Annotated in this window: 18 protein-coding genes and 1 pseudogene; 7 read left to right on the forward strand and 12 right to left on the reverse strand. The window is 70.9% G+C overall.

All coding sequences use genetic code 11. The annotated features are described in order from the left end of the window. Positions 1 to 5: 5 nt before the first annotated feature. A complete protein-coding gene (gene pcaB, locus KSF81_RS26115; RefSeq protein WP_217381859.1) occupies positions 6 to 1361 on the forward strand; it encodes a 3-carboxy-cis,cis-muconate cycloisomerase in 1356 nt (451 codons plus the stop codon). Between the two features lie 81 nt (positions 1362 to 1442). Here pcaB and KSF81_RS26120 read toward each other — a convergent pair whose 3' ends face one another. Both KSF81_RS26120 and KSF81_RS26125 read right to left on the reverse strand, forming a co-directional pair. After that, on the reverse strand, positions 1443 to 2450 hold the full coding sequence (locus KSF81_RS26120) for a tripartite tricarboxylate transporter substrate binding protein (RefSeq protein WP_217381456.1): 1008 nt from the start codon (positions 2448 to 2450) through the stop codon (positions 1443 to 1445). A gap of 16 nt (positions 2451 to 2466) precedes the next feature. Further along, a complete protein-coding gene (locus tag KSF81_RS26125; protein ID WP_309139678.1) occupies positions 2467 to 3270 on the reverse strand; it encodes an SDR family NAD(P)-dependent oxidoreductase in 804 nt (267 codons plus the stop codon). A gap of 184 nt (positions 3271 to 3454) precedes the next feature. Between KSF81_RS26125 and KSF81_RS26130 the strand changes: the two genes are divergently transcribed. Then, the gene (locus KSF81_RS26130) at positions 3455 to 3622 is read left to right on the forward strand and encodes a hypothetical protein (protein WP_254453756.1); all 168 of its coding nucleotides are present in this window, start codon (positions 3455 to 3457) and stop codon (positions 3620 to 3622) included. Between the two features lie 142 nt (positions 3623 to 3764). Here the strand turns inward: KSF81_RS26130 and KSF81_RS30595 are convergent, their stop codons facing one another. From KSF81_RS30595 to KSF81_RS26140, 3 genes and pseudogenes are all read right to left on the reverse strand, one after another. Then, positions 3765 to 3968, reverse strand: a complete 204-nt coding sequence (locus tag KSF81_RS30595; protein WP_254453757.1) for a hypothetical protein — start codon at positions 3966 to 3968, stop codon at positions 3765 to 3767. A gap of 88 nt (positions 3969 to 4056) precedes the next feature. Beyond that, positions 4057 to 4191: pseudogene (locus KSF81_RS32520) on the reverse strand (hypothetical protein); the annotation flags it as partial. Positions 4192 to 4347: 156 nt separating this feature from the next. Beyond that, entirely contained in the window at positions 4348 to 5142 is a 795-nt protein-coding gene (locus tag KSF81_RS26140) for a hypothetical protein (RefSeq protein WP_254453758.1), read from the reverse strand. Between the two features lie 275 nt (positions 5143 to 5417). On the opposite strand from KSF81_RS26140, the gene KSF81_RS26145 reads away from it, so the two are divergent. The 3 genes from KSF81_RS26145 (at position 5418) to KSF81_RS26155 (ending at position 9042) form a co-directional block, all read left to right on the forward strand. Next, positions 5418 to 6425 (forward strand): tripartite tricarboxylate transporter substrate binding protein, encoded by a 1008-nt coding sequence (locus KSF81_RS26145; RefSeq protein WP_217381459.1) that lies wholly within the window; start codon positions 5418 to 5420, stop codon positions 6423 to 6425. 218 nt (positions 6426 to 6643) lie between these two features. After that, positions 6644 to 8296, forward strand: coding sequence for a Na+/H+ antiporter (locus tag KSF81_RS26150; RefSeq protein WP_217381460.1), 1653 nt, complete (start codon positions 6644 to 6646; stop codon positions 8294 to 8296). 71 nt (positions 8297 to 8367) lie between these two features. Further along, complete coding sequence (locus KSF81_RS26155; RefSeq protein WP_217381461.1) at positions 8368 to 9042, forward strand: CBS domain-containing protein; 675 nt, start codon at positions 8368 to 8370, stop codon at positions 9040 to 9042. Here KSF81_RS26155 and mscL read toward each other — a convergent pair. Continuing rightward, entirely contained in the window at positions 9011 to 9505 is a 495-nt protein-coding gene (mscL, locus tag KSF81_RS26160; RefSeq protein WP_217381462.1) for a large conductance mechanosensitive channel protein MscL, read from the reverse strand. The two genes, KSF81_RS26155 and mscL, sit on opposite strands and share 32 nt — an antisense overlap. 387 nt (positions 9506 to 9892) lie before the next feature. Between mscL and KSF81_RS31215 the strand changes: the two genes are divergently transcribed. Further along, a complete protein-coding gene (locus tag KSF81_RS31215; RefSeq protein WP_217381463.1) occupies positions 9893 to 10702 on the forward strand; it encodes a peptidoglycan-binding domain-containing protein in 810 nt (269 codons plus the stop codon). Between the two features lie 117 nt (positions 10703 to 10819). Here KSF81_RS31215 and KSF81_RS26170 read toward each other — a convergent pair whose 3' ends face one another. From KSF81_RS26170 to KSF81_RS26195, 6 genes are all read right to left on the reverse strand, one after another. After that, a complete protein-coding gene (locus KSF81_RS26170) occupies positions 10820 to 12124 on the reverse strand; it encodes a TRAP transporter large permease (protein ID WP_217381464.1) in 1305 nt (434 codons plus the stop codon). Between the two features lie 4 nt (positions 12125 to 12128). Continuing rightward, positions 12129 to 12665: a TRAP transporter small permease gene (locus tag KSF81_RS26175; RefSeq protein ID WP_217377197.1), complete on the reverse strand. Its 537-nt coding sequence runs from the start codon at positions 12663 to 12665 to the stop codon at positions 12129 to 12131. Positions 12666 to 12827: 162 nt separating this feature from the next. After that, the gene (locus tag KSF81_RS26180) at positions 12828 to 13823 is read right to left on the reverse strand and encodes a TRAP transporter substrate-binding protein (RefSeq protein ID WP_217381465.1); all 996 of its coding nucleotides are present in this window, start codon (positions 13821 to 13823) and stop codon (positions 12828 to 12830) included. Positions 13824 to 13906: 83 nt separating this feature from the next. Then, positions 13907 to 14173, reverse strand: a complete 267-nt coding sequence (locus KSF81_RS26185) for a hypothetical protein (RefSeq protein ID WP_217381466.1) — start codon at positions 14171 to 14173, stop codon at positions 13907 to 13909. Positions 14174 to 14264: 91 nt separating this feature from the next. Further along, positions 14265 to 14699 carry a CBS domain-containing protein gene (locus tag KSF81_RS26190; RefSeq protein WP_217377198.1) on the reverse strand — a complete coding sequence of 145 codons (435 nt, stop codon included), beginning with the start codon at positions 14697 to 14699 and terminating at the stop codon, positions 14265 to 14267. Between the two features lie 174 nt (positions 14700 to 14873). Beyond that, on the reverse strand, positions 14874 to 16433 hold the full coding sequence (locus tag KSF81_RS26195; protein ID WP_309139679.1) for an ATP-binding cassette domain-containing protein: 1560 nt from the start codon (positions 16431 to 16433) through the stop codon (positions 14874 to 14876). 426 nt (positions 16434 to 16859) lie between these two features. Here KSF81_RS26195 and KSF81_RS26200 point away from each other — a divergent pair, with 426 nt between their 5' ends. Then, entirely contained in the window at positions 16860 to 17858 is a 999-nt protein-coding gene (locus KSF81_RS26200) for a tripartite tricarboxylate transporter substrate binding protein (RefSeq protein WP_217377199.1), read from the forward strand. The last annotated feature ends 50 nt before the right edge of the window (positions 17859 to 17908 follow it).

The raw sequence follows: 17908 nt of genomic DNA on the forward strand, positions 1-17908 counted from the left end.
CCACCATGCCCGTGAACCCCGCCGATTCCCCGGTCCTGGGCGCCCTCTACGGCACCGATGCGATGCGCACCGTCATGGGCGAGATGGCCTGGCTCCAGCATATGCTGGACGTGGAAGCCGCCCTCGCCCGGGCCCAGGCGCGCTTGGGCATCGTGCCGGCGGAGGCCGCCCGGGCCATCACCGAAGCGGCGCGGGCCGAGCGGCTGGACCTGCCGGCGCTGGCTGCCGCCACCCGCAATACCGGCTATCCGGTGGTCGGGCTGGTGAAGCAGCTCTCCGCCCTCGCCGGGCCGGAAGCCGGGCGCTGGACGCATTGGGGCGCCACCACCCAGGATATCATGGACACCGCCGTGGTCTTGCAGATGCGCGACGGCTTCGCGCTGCTGGAGGCCGAACTGGCCGCGGTGATTGCCGGGCTGGCGCGCATGGCGGAGGCGCATCGCGGCACGCTCATGGCCGGGCGCACGCATCTGCAGCACGCGCTGCCCGTCACCTTCGGCTACAAGGTGGCGGTCTGGCTTTCGCCCCTCATCACCATGCGGGAGCGGCTGGCGCAGTTGCGGCCGCGCGCGCTGCGGCTGCAATTCGGCGGCGCCGCCGGGACCCTGGCCTCGCTCGGGCCGCAGGGAATCGCGGTGCAGCGGGAATTGGGGCGGGAGCTGGACCTCGCCCTGCCGGATATCCCCTGGCATGTGGCGCGGGACGGCATCGCCGAGGCGGTGTGCTGGCTCGGCCTGCTCACCGGCACGCTGTCCAAGCTCGCCACCGATGTCATGCTGCTGATGCAGACGGAGGTGGCTGAGGTAGCGGAGCCGCACGAGGAGGGCCGCGGCGGCTCCTCCACCATGCCGCAGAAGCGCAACCCGATTGCCTGCGAATACATCCTGGCGCAGACGCGCGGCGTGCAGGCCCTGGTGCCGCAGATGCTGGCCGCCATGGCGCAGGACCAGGAGCGTGGCACCGGGCCCTGGCAGGCGGAGCCGCTGGCGGTCGGCCAGGCCTTCCTGCTGGCGCATGGCGCCCTGACCCAGGCCCGCAGCATCGCCGAGGGGCTGACGGTGGATGCCGTGCGGATGCGCCGCAACCTCGACAGCACCGGCGGGCTCATCATGTCCGAGCATGTGATGATGGGCCTGGCCCCGGCGCTCGGCCGGGGCCAGGCGCATCATGTGGTGCACCATGCCTGCGACGTGGCGCTGGAGATGGGCATCCCGCTGGCCGATGCGCTGCTGCGGGACGAGCAGGTGGCGGCGAAGCTGCCGCGCGCGGAGATCGAGCGGCTGACCGACCCGGCGGGCTATCTCGGCAGCACGGAAGCCTTCATCGACCAGGTGCTGGCCCGGCTTGGCACCGCCGCCTGAGGCGGTGCCGGCCACCAGGCGGCCTTTTGCGGTCCGGTTCAGACCTCTGGGCCAAGGCCCGCCGGTCATCGGACCGCCACCTCAATCCGGCTTGATGCCGACCGTCCGCACCACCTCGGTCCAGGCATCGATCTCGCGGTGCAGGCGTTCGGACACCGCGCGGCCATCGGTATAGCGGACGAAGGTGCCGGCCTCCTCGGCGCGGCGCTGCACCGCGGGGTCCGCCAGCACCGCCTGCACCTCCTGCTGCAGCCGCGCGACCAGCGGCGCCGGCATCCGCGCCGGGCCATAGAGCGCATACCAGACATCCACGGGATAGTTGCTGAGCCCTGATTCCGGCAGGGAGGGCACATCGGGCAGCGCCGGGTGCCGCTGCTGCCCGGTGGTGGCGATGGCGCGCAGCCGCCCGTCGCGGATGAAGCTGATCACCGGCGGCGGCGAGTTCATGTAGAACTGCACCCGGCCGGCCACGAGATCCGCCATGGTCTCGCCGGTGCCGCGATAGGGGATATGCACCAGATCCATCCCGGTGCGCTGCTTCAGCAATTCGCCGCCCAGATGATGCAGGGAGCCATTGCCGGCGGAAGCGTAATTGAGCTGCCCCGGCCGCGCCTTCGCATAGGCCACGAATTCCTGCAGCGTCCGCACCGGCACGGAAGGGTGCACCATCATCACCTGCGGCGTGTCGGTGATCTGCGCGATACAGGTGAAGTCCCGGCGGGGATCGATCTCGCCGATGCCCTCCACCGCGGGCTTGCCGGTCATCTGCCCGGAATAGCCCACCATCAGCACATGCCCGTCCGGCCTGGCGCGGATGACCGGCATCATGCCGACGGTGCCATTGCCGCCCGGCCGGTTCTCCACCACGACCGGCACGCCGAGCCTGGCCGAGAGCGGGTCCGAGATCAGCCGCGCGCTGAAATCGGTGCCGCCGCCGGCGGGCGCCGCGGCTACCAGCACCACCGGCCGGTTCTGCAACTCCTGCGCGAAGGCGCGGCCGGGCAGCGCCAGGGCGGGGGCGGCCAGCAGCCCGCGCAGCAGCGGGCGGCGGCCGGTGCGGCCTATGCCGGTGCGGCCTATGCCTGTCATTGGTCCTGCCCTCCCCTCAGACCGGCGCCGAGGCGGTCAGGCCGCCATCCACCACGATCTCCGTCGCGGTGATGTATTTCGCCTCCTCGCTCACCAGGAAGAGCACGGCATGGGCGATGTCCCAGCCGGTGCCCATATGCCCGACCGGCACCCTGGCGTGGCGCTCGGCGATCAGCCGCTCCGCGTCATTGGCGCCGAGCTGGCGCACCAGCCGGTGCTCCACCAGCGGTGTATGCATCAGCCCCGGCACCACCGTGTTGCAGCGGATGCCCTTCTTGGCATAGCCGAGCGCCACGGATTTCGAGAAGGCGATCACCCCGGCCTTGCTGGCGCTATAGGCGGAATGCACCCGCGCGCCGCCCATGCGCAGCCCGGCAACCGAGGAGAGGTTGACGATGGCGCCGCCACCCGCCGCCTCCATCACCGGGATGACGTATTTGCAGCCGAGGAAGGCGGTCTTCAGGTTGAAGTCGATCTGCCGGTCCCAGACCTCCTCCGGCATGTCCACCGGCCCGCCGGGATGCGAGCCGCCGACATTGTTCACCAGGATGTCGATGCGCCCGAAGCGCTGCATGCAGGCGGCGACCGCGGCCTGCACCTCCTCCGCCGCCAGCATGTCGCAGCGCCGCGTCACGCAGGTGCCGCCCTCGCTTTCGATGAAGGCGCGGGTTTCCTCCACCGCCGCCTCGTTCACGTCGATCGCGAAGATGGCAGCGCCCTGCCGGGCGAGCACCACGGCGGTTGCCTTGCCATTGCCCCAGCCGGGACCGACCGAGCCGGCCCCCGTCACGATCGCCACCTTGCCTACCAGGCTGAACACGCCCGTTCCCTCCATTGCTTTGGAGGCAGCCTATGGCGGTGGCGGGGCGGGGTAAATCCGGGGGGGCAAGCGACAGCGGCGCGATCGGGGCGGCAGTGAACCCAGGCGGCCGTCCCGCGCTGAAACAGGCAGACCTCACAAAAGAGAACCCATGCCATCCATTTCCATGTCGCTTCGTTTGCTGATGCCCGCGCTGCTCCTCCTCGGCCTTGCCGCCTGCCAGCAGGAGGGACCGGCCGAAAGGGCCGGCCGCAGTCTCGACCGCGCCGGCCAGAACCTCCGTGATACGGTCGATCCGCCGCGCGGTCCGGTCGAGCGGCTGGGCCGCTCGGTAGACCGCGCGGTGAACTGATCGCCCCCTCGGCAACCTGGAACGACGCCGGCTTGGCCTTCAGAGCATGATGCGTTCACCTTCGTTCACGCATCATGCTCCAGGCCTTTGTTTGATCGCGTGATTCACGCTTTTTGGTGCGGGCACCTCAAGCGATCACGCTTTAGAGGCGGCGGTCGGCGTCGAAGCCGCGGTGGCGTGAGGCCGGTTCGGCCGGCTCTGGCGCCATCAGGTCGCGGATCACCGCGGCCGCCAGGGATGGCGTGAAGGGTTTCGCCAGGAAGCGTGCCCCCTGCACCACCTTGCCGGAATCCGGCATGGTGTAGCGTCCCGAGGCATAGACCACCGGCAGCCCCGGCCGCAGCACCCGCACCGCCCGCGCGAGCGCGAAGCCGTCCGATCCCCCCTGGAAGATTGATATCCGTCAGCATGGCAGCAATGTCGCTGCGTCCGCAGACATGGTCGAGCGCCTCCTGCGCATCGGCGGCTTCGAGAACCTCGAAGCCATCATCGCTGAGCGCATCCACAAGCGTCAGCCGCACAAGAAAATCGTCCTCAACGACAAGCAGCACCGGCGGTTCTGAGTCCATGCAAAGAGTTCCTTCCCCCGGACTCAACAAGCCTTGGCAGGATCGGGCGTTGCCGCCGGCAAGGGTGACGAGTCCGTGACCCTTCCATGGATTCTGCGTAACGATACTGTGCTGTCTTCAATGCCGGTCGGCGGCGCCGGTGCCGCTCCGGGCCTCTCACGGTATTTCGGCCGGATTTCCGGGAACCGGCAGCCAAGGGTTGCCGGCGGCAGCCCTCATGGGGCGCGCGGATGTGTTCGTTACGTGGCCAACCGGCAGCGGATCACAAGAACGCTGGCCAGCGGCCCGGCCGCGGCTCAGCGGCCCGGCATCTCCGCCACTTCCAGCAGCGCCTCGCCATTGCGGCGGAGGCGCGCCGCCTCGGCGCTGGCGCAGGCCTGGTCCCGCAGCAGGTCGGAGCCGGGGGGCGGTCACCTCCAGCTTGGCCCGGACCCGGCACATCGCATGGCGGCTGCTGGCGGGGGAACCGCCATGCCAGCGCCGCAGCGCCGCGGCCCAACTGCCCGTCTCCATGAACCAGCGGCGCAGGAGGCCGCCCGCCCAATCGGCCGAGCGCTCCGCATCCAGCGGCCAGTCGGAGCCGCGGGCATGCACCCCGGCATTCACCTGCACGCAGCCGGCCATGGCCGCGCCGCCGGCGGCGCGCAGCAGGCGCCGCGCCGTGGCCAGGTCCTCCGGGTAATGGGCGCGGCCGCCGATGCTGAGGGCATGGGCATGCAGCCCGCTCTCGGACAATGCGATGGCGACCAGCAGGCCCTGCGGCAGGCCATGGATGCGCTCCGCCCGGCGGGCGGCATCGAGGCAGGCCCCGCGGGGCGAAGCGGCTTGGCGGGTCGCCGCCTCGGTGGCCTGCGGCGGCAGCAATTCCTGCGGCGCATCGGGAAGCCGCGGCCTCGCGGCGCCGGGCAGGGCAACCACCAGCAGGGCGGCGAGAACCGCGCCGACCGGCAAGGCACGCGCCGCCCATGCCGCGGGCGCGGCACGGGCCTCGAGCCCCGGAGGGAGGGCGCCCCGCGCCACGCGCGGGAACGCCGCTGAGGGGCGCCGGGGTCTTGCCACCGGCGTACCGTTCGCGGACGTCATCCCGGTTTCGTTAGCATGCGTGGAACGACCGGGGCAAGCTGCGGGGGCAGGCCGGGGCCGCCGGGCGCAGAAACCGGTGGCGGCGCGCCGCGCCCGCGGCCAGATTTGCACGCAACCGCTTTCAGGCCGGAGAGAAGATGCCGATGCGCCGCCCCCCTCGCCGCGCCGTCCTGGCAGGCCTGCCGATGCTCGCTCCCCTGGCCGGCAGCCTGCCCTTTCGCCCCGCGCGGGCCCAGCCCGCCTATCCGGATCGCCCGGTCACGCTGGTGGCGCCCTTCTCGGCCGGCGGCGCGGCCGATATCGCCGCCCGCATCCTGGCCGCGCATGCGCCACGCCATTTGCCCAACCCGGCCGCGACCATCGTGGTGGAGAACCGCACCGGCGCCTCCGGCGCGGTCGGCACCCAGTATGTGGCGCGCGCCAAGCCGGACGGGCAGACGCTGCTGCTGGCCCGGGTCGGCTCCTCCGCCATCCTGCCGGCGACCGATCCGCGCACCCCCTATGCCTGGGACGAGTTCACCATGCTCGGCCTGCTGGACGAGAACCCCTTCGTGGTCTGCGTCCGCGCCGAGGCGCCCTGGCGGAACCTGGGCGAGTTGCTCACCGCCCTGCGGGAGAATCCGGGGCGGCTGAATTTCGCCACCACCGGGCCGGCGACCATCCTCGATCTCGGCATCCGCCACCTCTTCGCGGCCAGCGGCCTGCCGATCGATGCCGGGGTCGCCATTCCCTTCCGCGGCGGTGGCGAGGCGGTGATGGCTCTGGTTTCCGGCCAAGCGCAGTTCATCGGCAACAACCTTACCGACACCTTCGGCGCCATCGCCTCCGGCCAGTTGCGGGCGCTGGTGGTCGGCACGGCGGAGCGGCTGCCCGCCCTGCCCGGCGTGCCCACCGCCAAGGAGGCGGAGGTCGAGGCGCTGGCGCAGATCACCGGCTGGAACGCCCTGTTCGGCCCGCCGGCCCTGGCCGAACCGGTGGCGGATGCCTGGGTGCGGGCCCTGGCGGCGCTGGCCGAGGATCGCGCATGGATCACCGCGACGCGCCGCGTCGGCGGCATCCCGCGGGTGCTGCCGCCGGCCCAGACCCGCGAATTCCTCCGCGGCCAGGTGGCGCTCTACCGGGACCTGGCGCGGCGCCTGGGGCTCATCTGAAGCAGCCGGGCCGCGCACGTCAGGCCGGGCCGGCTGGGCATGCATGCCCCGGGGAGGGTTGCGTGGCTGACCCGGGCGGCAAACCCCGTAGTGTCCTGCCCGCGAAGTTCGCTGGATCACCAGCGAAGGAAGCGGATCAGCAGGCCACTGGAAACAAAGGCTAGTGGCCTGAGAACGAAGGCCAAAGGACTTCGGAATCAGGCCACTAGGACCGAAACATGCCGCTCGTCGAAGCCGTCCTTGCCCTGATCGCGGCCTGCATCGGCTTCGCCCTGCTCGCGCGCCGGCTGCGCCTGCCCTATGCGGTGATCCTGGTGCTGGGCGGCATGGCGCTGGCCTTCATCCCCGGCCTGCCGCAGGTGCGGCTCGACCCCGAATTGGCGCTGGCCTTCTTCCTGCCGCCGCTGCTGCAGGCCAGCGCCTTCCGCACGGACTGGCGCAGCTTCCGCAGCAACCTGCGGCCGATCCTGCTGCTGGCGGTGGGCTGCGTGGTCTTCACCGCCCTCTGCATCGGGGCATTGGCCAAATACCTGGTGCCGGAACTGCCCTGGGCCGCGGCCATCGCGCTCGGCGCCATCGTCGCGCCGCCGGATGCCGTCGCGGCGGGCGCGGTGCTGTCCCGCCTGCGGCTGCCGCGCCGGCTGGTGACGGTGCTGGAGGGCGAGAGCCTGGTGAACGATGCCACGGCCCTGGTGCTCTACCGGTTCGCCGTGGCGGCCGTGGGCGCCGGCGCATTGGCACCCTGGGACGGGATAGGAGAATTCCTGCTGCTGGCCGCCGGCGGGGTGGCGATGGGCTGGGTGGTGGGCCGCGCCGCCATCTGGGTCCAGGCCCGCTTGGAGGACACGCTGCTGGAGACGGCGCTGGGCTTCCTCGCCTGCTATGCAAGCTACCTGGCGGCGGAGGCGCTGCATCTTTCGGGCGTGATCGCGGTAGTGACCACCGGCCTGGCGATGGGCCGGGCGCAGCACCGCATCGCCGGCCCGCGCAGCCGTCTGGCGGGGCGGGCGGTCTGGGATTTCCTGGAATTCATCCTGAACAGCCTGGTCTTCATCCTGATCGGGCTGCAGTTGAACGACATCCTCGGCCGGCTGGACGGGCGCCCCTGGTGGGAGATCGTGGGCATCGCCCTGGCGCTGGCGGCGGCCCTCATCCTCTCCCGCTTCCTCTGGGTCTTTCCCGCCACCTGGCTGCCGCGGCTGATCCCGGCGGTGCGCCGGCACGTCCCGATTCAGCCCTGGGCCGAGGCGACGATCATCTCCTGGGCCGGGATGCGCGGCGTGGTGAGCCTGGCGGCGGCGCTGGCCCTGCCGATGGATTTTCCGCAGCGCGACCTGATCGTGTTCCTCGCCTTCACCGCCATCCTGGCGACGCTGGTGCTGCAGGGCACGACGCTGGAATGGCTGATCCGCCGGCTGCACGCCGAGGTGCCGGCGCATGCGGGCGGCATCGACCCGGAGGAGGCGGAGGCGCGCCACCTCTCCGCCCGGGCCGCACTCGATGAGATCGAGCGGCGGCTGACCGACCCACTGGAGGGTGCCATCGCCGCCGATCTGGTGCCGGAATTCCGCGACCGCGCCCGCCATCTGCACCGCACTGCCGAGAATCGCGGCGCGGTGGCGGCGGAACGGGCGGCGCGGCGGCGGCTGCGCCTCGATTCGCTGGAAGCGGCGCGGGCCAGCCTGATCGAGCAGCACCGCCAGGGCCGGCTGCATGAGGAGGGGCTGGCCCGGCTGGAACTGGAGCTCGACCTTGAGGAATTGCGCGTCCGCCAGGCGCTGGGCGACGAGCGGACCGAGGCGGAACGGCGCGCGGCGGAGCAGCGCCGGCGCGAGCAGACTGGCTGGGCCGCCTTCTTCGCGCAGAGTTGACCCCCTGTCGAGGCAGGGCCGCGGTGCAGCCTGTATCCTCGGGATGAAACCAGGGATGCAGGAGCCGCAACATGAAGGTCGGTGACATCATGACCCGCCAGGTGATTTCCGTGCCGCCGGACACGCCGGCGCTGGCCGTGGCGCGGCTGCTCGCGGAGCGTGGCGTCTCCGCGGTGCCGGTGACGGATGCATCGGGAATGCTGCTCGGCATCGTCTCCGAGGCCGACCTGATCCGGCGGCTGGCCACCGGCGCGGCGCCGGAGGTGGGCCTGACGCAGCGGCTGTTCTACAACCGCGACCGGGCGGCGGCGGATTATACCCGCGCGCATGGCGCGACCGCCGAGGACATCATGACCCGGAAGCTGGTGACGGCGACCGAGACCATGACCGCCGAGGACGCCGCGCAATTGATCGAGACGCATGCGGTGCGGCGGCTGCCGGTGGTGCAGGACGGCATGCTGGTCGGCATCCTTTCCCGCGCCGACCTGCTGCGGGCGATGCTGGCGCCGGCCGAGGACGTCTCGGATGCGGCGATCCGCGCCGCGCTGCGGCAGGAGATGGCCCGGCTGCCCTGGGCCGATGCACCCTATGTGCTGGTCGAGGTGCAGGGCGGCACGGTGACTTTCCACGGCTTCTGCCATTCCCCGGCGGTGCGCCGCGGCCTAACGACCATCGCCGCCGGCCTGCCGGGGGTGAAGGCGGTGCAGGACCGCATCACGGAGGCGCCGCTGAACCGGGAGTTCTGAGCTCGGCCTGGGCAGGCCCGGGCCGCTGGGCGCGCAATTCGTCGCGGATCTCGGCCAGTAATTTCTCGCTTGGCGTCGCCACCGGCGGCGCCTTGCCGATCTCGTTGAGCCGGAGCCGCGACAGCGCCTTCACCACCCAGAAGATGGCGAAGGAGACGATCACGAATTTGATGATGGTGTTGAGGAATTTGCCGATGGCGAGCACCGCCGCGCCACCTTCGCGCGTGGCCTCCAATGAGGCGCGGCGCTCGCCGCTCAGCACCAGGAAGATGTTGGAGAAATCCACCCCGCCGACCGCCAGGCCGATCAGCGGGTTGATCAGATCCTCGACCAGCGAGGTGACGATGGTGGTGAAGGCGGCGCCGACGACCAGGCCCACCGCCAGGTCCACCACGCTGCCGCGCATGAGGAAGGCCTTGAATTCCCTGATCCAGGCGGGCTCGCGGATGAGGCTGGTGGACATGCGGCGACTCTCCCCCGTGCTGCCGCCAGCTTAGGCCGCCCCCGCCTGCCGGAGGAATGCTGCGGCACAGCCCAACCGGAACAATTGATCGGCAGGCAGGCGGCCCGCGCAAGGCGGATATCTCGCGGCCGCAGGAAGGCGCCGTGCCGACCCTGAGGCCCGGCTGTGGCGGCCTGCTGCCGCACCCGGCGGCAGGTTGCATTCCTGCTTCCGCGACCCGGCTGGCACCCTGCCGGAGACCGGCGCCGCGAGCCCTGCCGACCCCGGGAGATCGATCCCGTCCGCGCAACCATCCCTGGCCGGGGACGTTCCGGTCGGCGCAGGCGGGAGCGCGCCGATCCCCATGGGACCGGTCGAACGCTGCATCGCCGCAGGATGAGGAGGGCGATGATGACCTGGAAACTGGTCGGTGTGGCGGTGATGGCCCTGGCCGTTACGGCCTGCGGCACCGAACCGCGGGAACGCACCACCGGCGGCGCTGCGGCGGGTGCCGCGACCGGCGCGGGCATCGGGGCGCTGGGTGGGCCGGTCGGCGCGCTGGCGGGTGCCGCGATCGGCGCCGGCGCCGGTGCCGCGACCGGCGCTGCCACGAGCCCACGTGATGTCAATCTCGGCGAGCCGCCCTGGAGCAACCCCGAGGTGCGGACCCCGCTCGACAACGACCGGAGCAGCCGGGCCGGAACGCGCTCGGCACGGCGTGACCATGCAGGTTCGAGCAGCGTGCAGCAGGCGCAGCGGGAGCTGAATCAGCGCGGCTTCAATGCCGGCTCCGCCGATGGGGTCTGGGGGCCGCAGACATCGCAGGCCGCGATGGCCTTCCAGCGGGCGAACAACCTGGATCCCACCGGGCGCCTCGATTCCCGCACCATGCAGGCGCTCAACATGGACGCGAGCCGCAGCAGCACGGCGCAGCGGCGCGACGATCGCAACCGCGCCTATATGGGCGGCGGCACGACCGGCACCGACAATCGCGCGACCGGCTCCACCACCACCACCGGGCCCACCGGCAGCGGCGGTCCGGGCATGAACGATACCCGCAGCACCACGGGCACCGGCACCATGGGTACCGGCACCTCGACCGGCAATCCGGGGGTCGGTGGCGGCGGCATCGGGTCGAGCACGACGACGGGCCCGGGCTCCATGGGCGGCGTCGGCTCGGGCACCCAGCCGGGCACCGGCGGCACCACGCCGCGCTGAACCGGCAGGCCGCGCCGCCGATTCCGCCCGGCGGCGCGACCCTTCCGCGGTTTTCGTCCAGACGTGGACGAAGGCCATGGCGGATGGCTCCTGTGGTCCGGAGTCACGCGATCTGCGTCAGCGTGAGAGCAGCAGGTCCGCCAGCCCGGTGACCAGCGTCACCGGGAACAGGGTGATCAGCACCACCGTCAGCACCAGCATCAGGAAGAACGGCAGGGAGGCCATCGCGATCTCCCCCTGTTCCTTGCCCGTCATGGTCTGCATGACGAAGAGGTTGAAGCCGAGCGGCGGGGTGATCTCGGCGATCTCCACCAGCAGCACGATGAAGACGCCGAACCATACCAGGTCGAAGCCGGCATGCTGCACCATCGGCACCACGATGGAGGTGGTGAGCACGATCATCGACACGCCATCCAGCGCGGTGCCGAGCACGATATAGACCACCGTCAGCATGGCGATGATGCCGAACGGCCCGAGATCCAGCGCCACCACCGCCGCGGCCAGCGCCGCGGGGATGCCGGTCAGCGCCATGGCCTTGGAAAGGAAGGCGGCGCCGGCCAGGATGAACATGATCATGCAGGACAGCCGCGTGGCGCCCTTCAGGCTGTCCAGGAAGTTCTGCCAGGTGAGCGCGCCCGTCACCGCCGCCAGGATGAGGCTGCCCAGCACGCCGAAGGCCGCGGCCTCGGTCGCCGTGGCCCAGCCCGCGAACATGGTGCCGATGACGGCGATGATGAGCAGTCCGCAGGGGATGAGCTGCGCGCTCTGCCGCAGCTTGGCCGCGAAGGGCATGCCCGGCTCGACCGGCGGCTGCTTCGAGGGACGGAGCAGCGCCCAGGTGATGATGTAGAGGCTGAACAGCGCCATCACCAGGAGCCCGGGAATCAGCCCGGCGATGAAGACCCGCACGATCGAGACCTCGGCCGCCACCGCATAGACCACCATGATGATGGAGGGCGGGATCATGATGCCGAGCGTGCCGGCGGTGGCCAGGCTGCCGATCGCGGTGCGCTCGTCATAGCCGCGGCGGCGCAATTCCGGCAGCGCGATCTTCGACACCGTCGCGCAGGTGGCGGCGGAGGAGCCGGAGACGCTGCCGAAGATGCCGCAGGCCAGGATGTTCACATGCAGGAGCCGCCCTGGGATGCGCCGCACCCAGGGGGCGAGGCCATTGAACAATTCCTCCGAGAGGCGGGTGCGGAACAGGATCTCGCCCATCCAGATGAACATCGGCAGCGCCGCCAGGGTCCAGGAGCCGGTCGCCTCCCAGAAGGCGGAGGCGAGGAAGAGGCCGGGACTCGGATGCACCACCACCATGGCCAGCCAGCCCACCGCGGCAAGCGACATGGCGATCCAGAGCCCGGTGCCGAGCAGCAGGCACAGCACCACCAGCAGCAGCAGGGCGAAGCTCAGCAGTTCCATGCCCCTAGAGCTCCGCCGAGAAGTCGCCGGAGGCCGCGCGTTCCTCCGCCGCCACGACATAGCTCGGCTTGGCCCCGCGCAGCACCGTGACGAGCTCGTCCAGGATCGCCACCAGCAGCAGCCCGGCGCCGAGCGGCATGGCGAGCTTCGGAATCCAGAGCGGGATGGGCACGGTGCCCTGCGCCACCTCCTCGATTTCCAGGGAGAAGAGCATGTCCTGGCCGGTCCACCAGGTGACATAGGCCATGATGACGGCGGCCATCACGAGCACCAGCGCCTCCATCACCCGGCGGGGGAAAGGCCGGAGGCGGTCGATCACCATGCCGACCCGGATCAGCTCGCCCCGCTTGAAGGTGGCGGCGAGGGCGAAGAAGGTGGTGGCGACGCAGAGATAGGCGCTGACGTCATCGGCCGCCGGCAATTGCATCCGCAGCTCCCGCAGCAGCACCTGCGCCATCATCACCAGGAAGATGCCGAGCAGCGACAGCGCCGCCAGGCCGGCCGCAGCGGTGTAGAGCGCATCCAGCAGTCGGCGCATCATGCGGCCCGGAAGGCCCGGCCGGAGACAACCGCAAGCTGCATGCGGCGGAAAAGCGCCATGCCGGAAGTCCCCTGGTGATTCGTTCCAGGGAAAACCATGCGCCGCCGGCTTCGGGCGGCGCAAGGGGCGATCGGCGGGTGGCGGCCCGGCCGGAGGACAACCCTACCCGGCGCGCAGGGCCTCGATCAGCTTCCGGCCGTCCTCGCCGGCCTTGGCGATCCATTCCTCGGTCATGGTGGCACTGACCTGGCGCAGCGCGGCCATGACATCGGGCGGGATGGTGCCGATGATGAGGCCCTTCTCCGCCAGCCGGCTCTCGGCGGCCTTCTGCGCCTCCTCCGCATAGCGCCAGCCGCGTTCCTCGGCACGGCGGGTGGCGGCCAGGAACACCTCCCGCAGGTCGGCCGGCAAAGCCTCCAGCGCCCGGCGGGAGACCAGCACGGCGTTCTTGGTCATGGAGAAGGTGGCCGGGGTGAAGACCTTGGCATAGTCCCAGGCCGAGGTATCGACGCCGGTCTGGGCCGAGGTCACCATCGCCGTGGCGATGCCGGTGGCGAAGGCCTGGGCCAGCTCCGCCTGCTGCACCAGCACCGGATTGGCGCCGACCAGCGCGGCGAAGCGGTTGGTCATCGGGCTGAAGGTGCGGAAGCGGCTGCCGCGCAGCACATCCAGGCTGTTCAGCGGCACCTGGGTATAGAAGCCCGCCGCGGGCCAGGCGACGGTATAGAGCAGCGCCAGGCCCTGGCGCTGGAGGCGCGCCTCGATATAGGGCTTCTGCAATTCCGCCAGCCGCTTCGATTCGGCGAAATCCCGCACCAGGAAGGGGATGGCGTCGGCGTCGAAGAAGGGGTCCTCGTTGGAATAGGCAGTGAGCAGGACCTCGCCGAGTTGCACCTGGCCGGTCTGCACGCCGCGCTTGATCTGCGCCATGGGCAGCAGGCTGGCATTGCTGTGGACCTGGAGGGCGAGGCGGCCACCCGAGGACTGCTCGATCTCCGCCGCCATCTCGCGGATGTTCCGGGTCTGGAAATTCCCGTCCGGATAGGGCGTGGCCATCTGCCAGCGGGTCGGCGCCTGGGCATGCGCGCCCGCCCCCAGGACTGGGCCCGCAAGCAGGAAGGCCGGGGCCGCGAGCGCGGCGCGGCGGGTGATCGGCATGGCGGGAAGCCCCCTGTCCTTCATTGTCCTCTGCGATTGATGCAGGGGTCGCCCCGTCGCGGCAAGCGGAAGCTTGCGGCCCGCTACAGCGGATAGTCGCGCGCGGGGTCCACCCCGACGGCTTCCAGGAATTTCCTGAGCCCGCCCACCTCCTCCTTGGAGAGGCTGTGGCGGGTGTCGTGGAAGCCCTGGGTGTGGCCCTTCAGCTTCACCACGACCTGGCCGTGCCCGCCATGCACCACCTCGGCGCCCAGATCCGCAAGCGCGGCATGCACCAGCTTCGGGTCGATATTGCTGCTGACGGGATGGGCGAAGAGGGCATGCAGCGTCTTGCGGTGGCGATGGTTCATGGCATCGGTGCTCCGGGCAGGATTGCCTGCGCGGCAGTGGAGCGCCGCCGCGCCGCCATGTCCTTGCGGCAGATCAATGAACGGCAGTCGCTCACCCCGCCGAGGCGACGTAGGTCTTGAGCGTCTCCGTCTCGTATTCCGCCTCCTCGATCCGCGCCTTCACCAGGTCGCCGATCGAGACCAGGCCGGCAAGCTGGCCGTCCACCAGCACCGGCAGGTGCCGGACCCGGTGGTTGGTCATGAGACCGAGCGCCTCCACCACCAGGGTCTCAGGCGTGACGGTGACGAGGTCGCGGGTCATGAGCTGCTCAGCCGGCAGCTGCGAGGTGCCCTGGCCGTGCCCGGCCATGCCGCGGATGATGTCGCGCTCGCTGATGATGCCGATGATCCGGCCTTCGGCATCGCGCACCAGCGCCGCGCCGATCCGGCGCTGATCCAGGATGCGCACGACGTCCACCACCCGGTCGGCCGGAGCGACGGACACGACCTCCGTGCCCTTGTGCTTGAGGATCGCGGCGATGAGCATGGGCTGCCCTCCTTGGGCCCTTCTTGGCCGGTGGCACCGTGCGCGAGGCACGAAGAACCTGCCGTCGCATGAAGCCTGCGCCCCGTCCGGGCCGCCGGGCAAGCAAAAGCCGCTGCCGTCCCGCCTCAAGGATCGGTGGGCGGCCGATACGCCGCCGGTGCTACTCCGCCGGCATTACTCGGCCGCCTGGGCCGGCTCCGCGGTCTGGCCGGTGAGCTGGGTGCGGACCAGTTCGGCGAAGCGGCCGCCCTGCTGCACCAGGTCGTTGAAGCTGCCGCGCTCGGCGATGCGGCCGCCCTCGAAGACCAGGATCTCGTCGGCATCGCGCACGGTGGAGAGGCGGTGCGCGATGACGAAGGTGGTGCGGCCCGCCATCAGCGCGGCCAGCGCCTTCTGCACCCGCGCCTCGGTCGCCGCGTCCAGCGCGCTGGTGGCCTCGTCCAGGATCAGCACCGGCGGGTCCTTCAGCAGCGCGCGGGCGATGGCCAGGCGTTGGCGCTGGCCGCCGGAGAGGCTGGCGCCGCGCTCCCCCACCATGGTGTCGTAGCCCTGGGGCTGGCGCTGGATGAAGTCATGCGCCTCCGCCATGCGGCAGGCGCGCTCGATCTCCTCCTGCGTCGCCTCGGCGCGGCCGATCAGCAGGTTGTCGCGGATGGTGCGGTTGAACAGCATGCTCTCCTGGAAGACGACGCCGATATTGCGCCTGAGGCTTTCCAGGGTGACGTCGCGCAGGTCATGGCCATCCAGCGTGATGCGGCCCTCCACCGGGTCCCAGAGGCGCTGCAGCAGCGCCATGGCGGTGGATTTCCCGGCGCCGGTCTGGCCGACCAGCGCCAGGGTCCGGCCGGGCGGCGCCTCGAAGGAGATGTCGGTCAGGATGCGGGTGCCGCCGGGATAGGCGAAGGCCACCCGGTCGAACTCCACCGCCCCGATGGCACGGTCCAGGGTCAGCGCGCCGGGACGCTCCGGCACGCTGCTGCGGGCGTCCAGCACCTCGAAGAATTCGACGATGGAGGGCGCCTGGAAGACCAGCCGGGAGACGAAGGCCACCGCCCCCTCCAGCTTGCCGATCAGCAGGGTGGCGAAGCCCATGAAGCTGACGATCTCGCCCACCGTCGCCTTGCCATCGAGGTGCAACACGGTGCCGAGGACGAAGATCGCGATGACGGTGACGGTACTGGCGGCCCGGGTCAGCACCGAGACCACCGCCCACCAGTTCAGCACCGGGAATTGGTGGTCCAGCACCTGCCGGACGATGTCGCCGAAGAGCCGCGCCTCGCTGTTCAGCCGGGTGAAGGATTGCACCACCATCACGTTGGAGAGCGCGTCCTGCGCATTGCCGGCGAGGCGCGTCTGGAACCGCTCGACCACGCTCTGCGCCGTCTCGGTGCGCTGGATCACGAAGGCGGTGAGGATGGAGAAGAAGACCACCAGCCCGATCAGCAGCAGGCCCATCCGCCAGTTCATCGCGAGCGTCAGCGGCAGCAGCACGATGGCGGCGATGAAGGTCACCAGATGGTCGCGGAAGAAGGCCAGCCAGAGGCCGAACATGTTATCCATGCCGACCAGCATCACCTTCATCAGCCGGCCGGACTGGATGTCGCCATGGAAGGAGAGCGGCATGGCCAGCACATGCTCGAAATAGCGCTGCATCCAGATCAGCCGGTTGCGATGCGCCATGCGGTCCGAGAGCAGCGAGACGGCGACATTGGCGCCGATGCCGGACAGGCCCACCGCCCCCCCAGAGCGCCAGCAGGGAGAGCGCCTCCGCCCAGACCGCATCGCGGCTCATGCCGGCGGCATGGGACAGCACGTCCACCACCCGGCCGAACAGCACCGGTTCCAGGAACTGCAAGCCGGCCAGCGCGACATTCGCGGCGGTAAGGCCGATCGCCACCCAGCGATCCGCCGCCAGGAGCCCGAGAACCCGCCCATAGAGCTTCAGAAACTGCATCCGGCCGCGCCCCCGATGGCCTCCCTTGCCCGAATTCCCCGGACAATACCCACCCGGCCGGCGCCGGAGCGGGTGAGAGCCGTCCGTACAGGCCCGCCCCGCCCTCCGGCAAGGCTTGCCATGCGCCGGCCCGATGCGGCAGGAACAGGGAAAGATCGGCCCAGCGGGACAAGAGTTCCCGCGGCCAGGAAGGAGACCAGCCGAGAATGCCGCGTGACCCGATCGGGTTCCCGTCGCGCCGCGCCCTGCCGGGCATTGCCCTCGGCCTGGCCGCGGCGACCGGCCTCCTGCCCGCCAGGGCCCAGCCGGCCTGGCCGAGCCGGCCGCTCCGCCTCATCGTGCCCTTCCCGACCGGTGGCGCCACCGACCTGCTGGCGCGGGTGATGGCCGAGCGTCTGGGCGCCCGGCTCGGCCTGCCGGTGGTGGTGGAGAATCGCGGTGGCGCGGCCGGCGTCATCGCCGCCGAACTCGCCTCCCGCGCCGAGCCGGATGGCTACAACCTGTTCTTCGCCTCGATCGGCACCGCCTCCATCAATGCCAACCTGCACCAGCGGCTGAGCTACCGGCCGGAGGACCTGGTGCCGGTGGCGCTCTTCGCCGATCTGCCGAATGTGATCGTGGTGCGGCGCGACGCGCCCTGGCACAGCCTGCATGCCCTGCTGGCCGCGGCGCGCGCGAAGCCGGGCGGACTGACCTATGCCAGTTCCGGCAGCGGCAGCAGCCTGCACCTCTCGGGTGAGATGCTGAAGGCGGATGCCGGCGTCGATATCCTGCATGTCCCCTTCCGCGGCGGCGCCGATACCGCGAACCAGATCCTGGGTGGGCGGATCGATATCGGCATGAACAACCTGCCCTCGGTCATCACCCTGATCCGGTCCGGCCAGTTGCGGGCGCTGGCGGTGACCTCGCCGGAGCGCACGCCGGCCCTGCCCGATGTGCCGACGGTCGCCGAATCCGGCCTGCCCGGCTATGCCGCCACCGCCTGGTTCGGCCTGCAGGTGCCGGTCCACACGCCGCAGCCGGTGATCGAGCGGCTGAACGCCGAGGTGAATGGCATCGTCGCCGACCCCATGGCGCGGGAGCGGCTGGAGCAGGTGGGCGCCCGGATGCGCGGCGGCTCCATCGCCGATTTCGCCGAATACATCCGCACCGAGAGCGTGAAATGGGCGGAGGTCATTCGCCGCTCCGGTGCCAGGGTGGACTGACCCGGCGCTCCGCGCCCATGCTACAGGCCGAACAAAGCAATCCCGGGAGA

Origin of the sequence: Siccirubricoccus sp. G192 (genome assembly GCF_019084075.1) — a bacterium.
GTDB lineage: Bacteria > Pseudomonadota > Alphaproteobacteria > Acetobacterales > Acetobacteraceae > G192.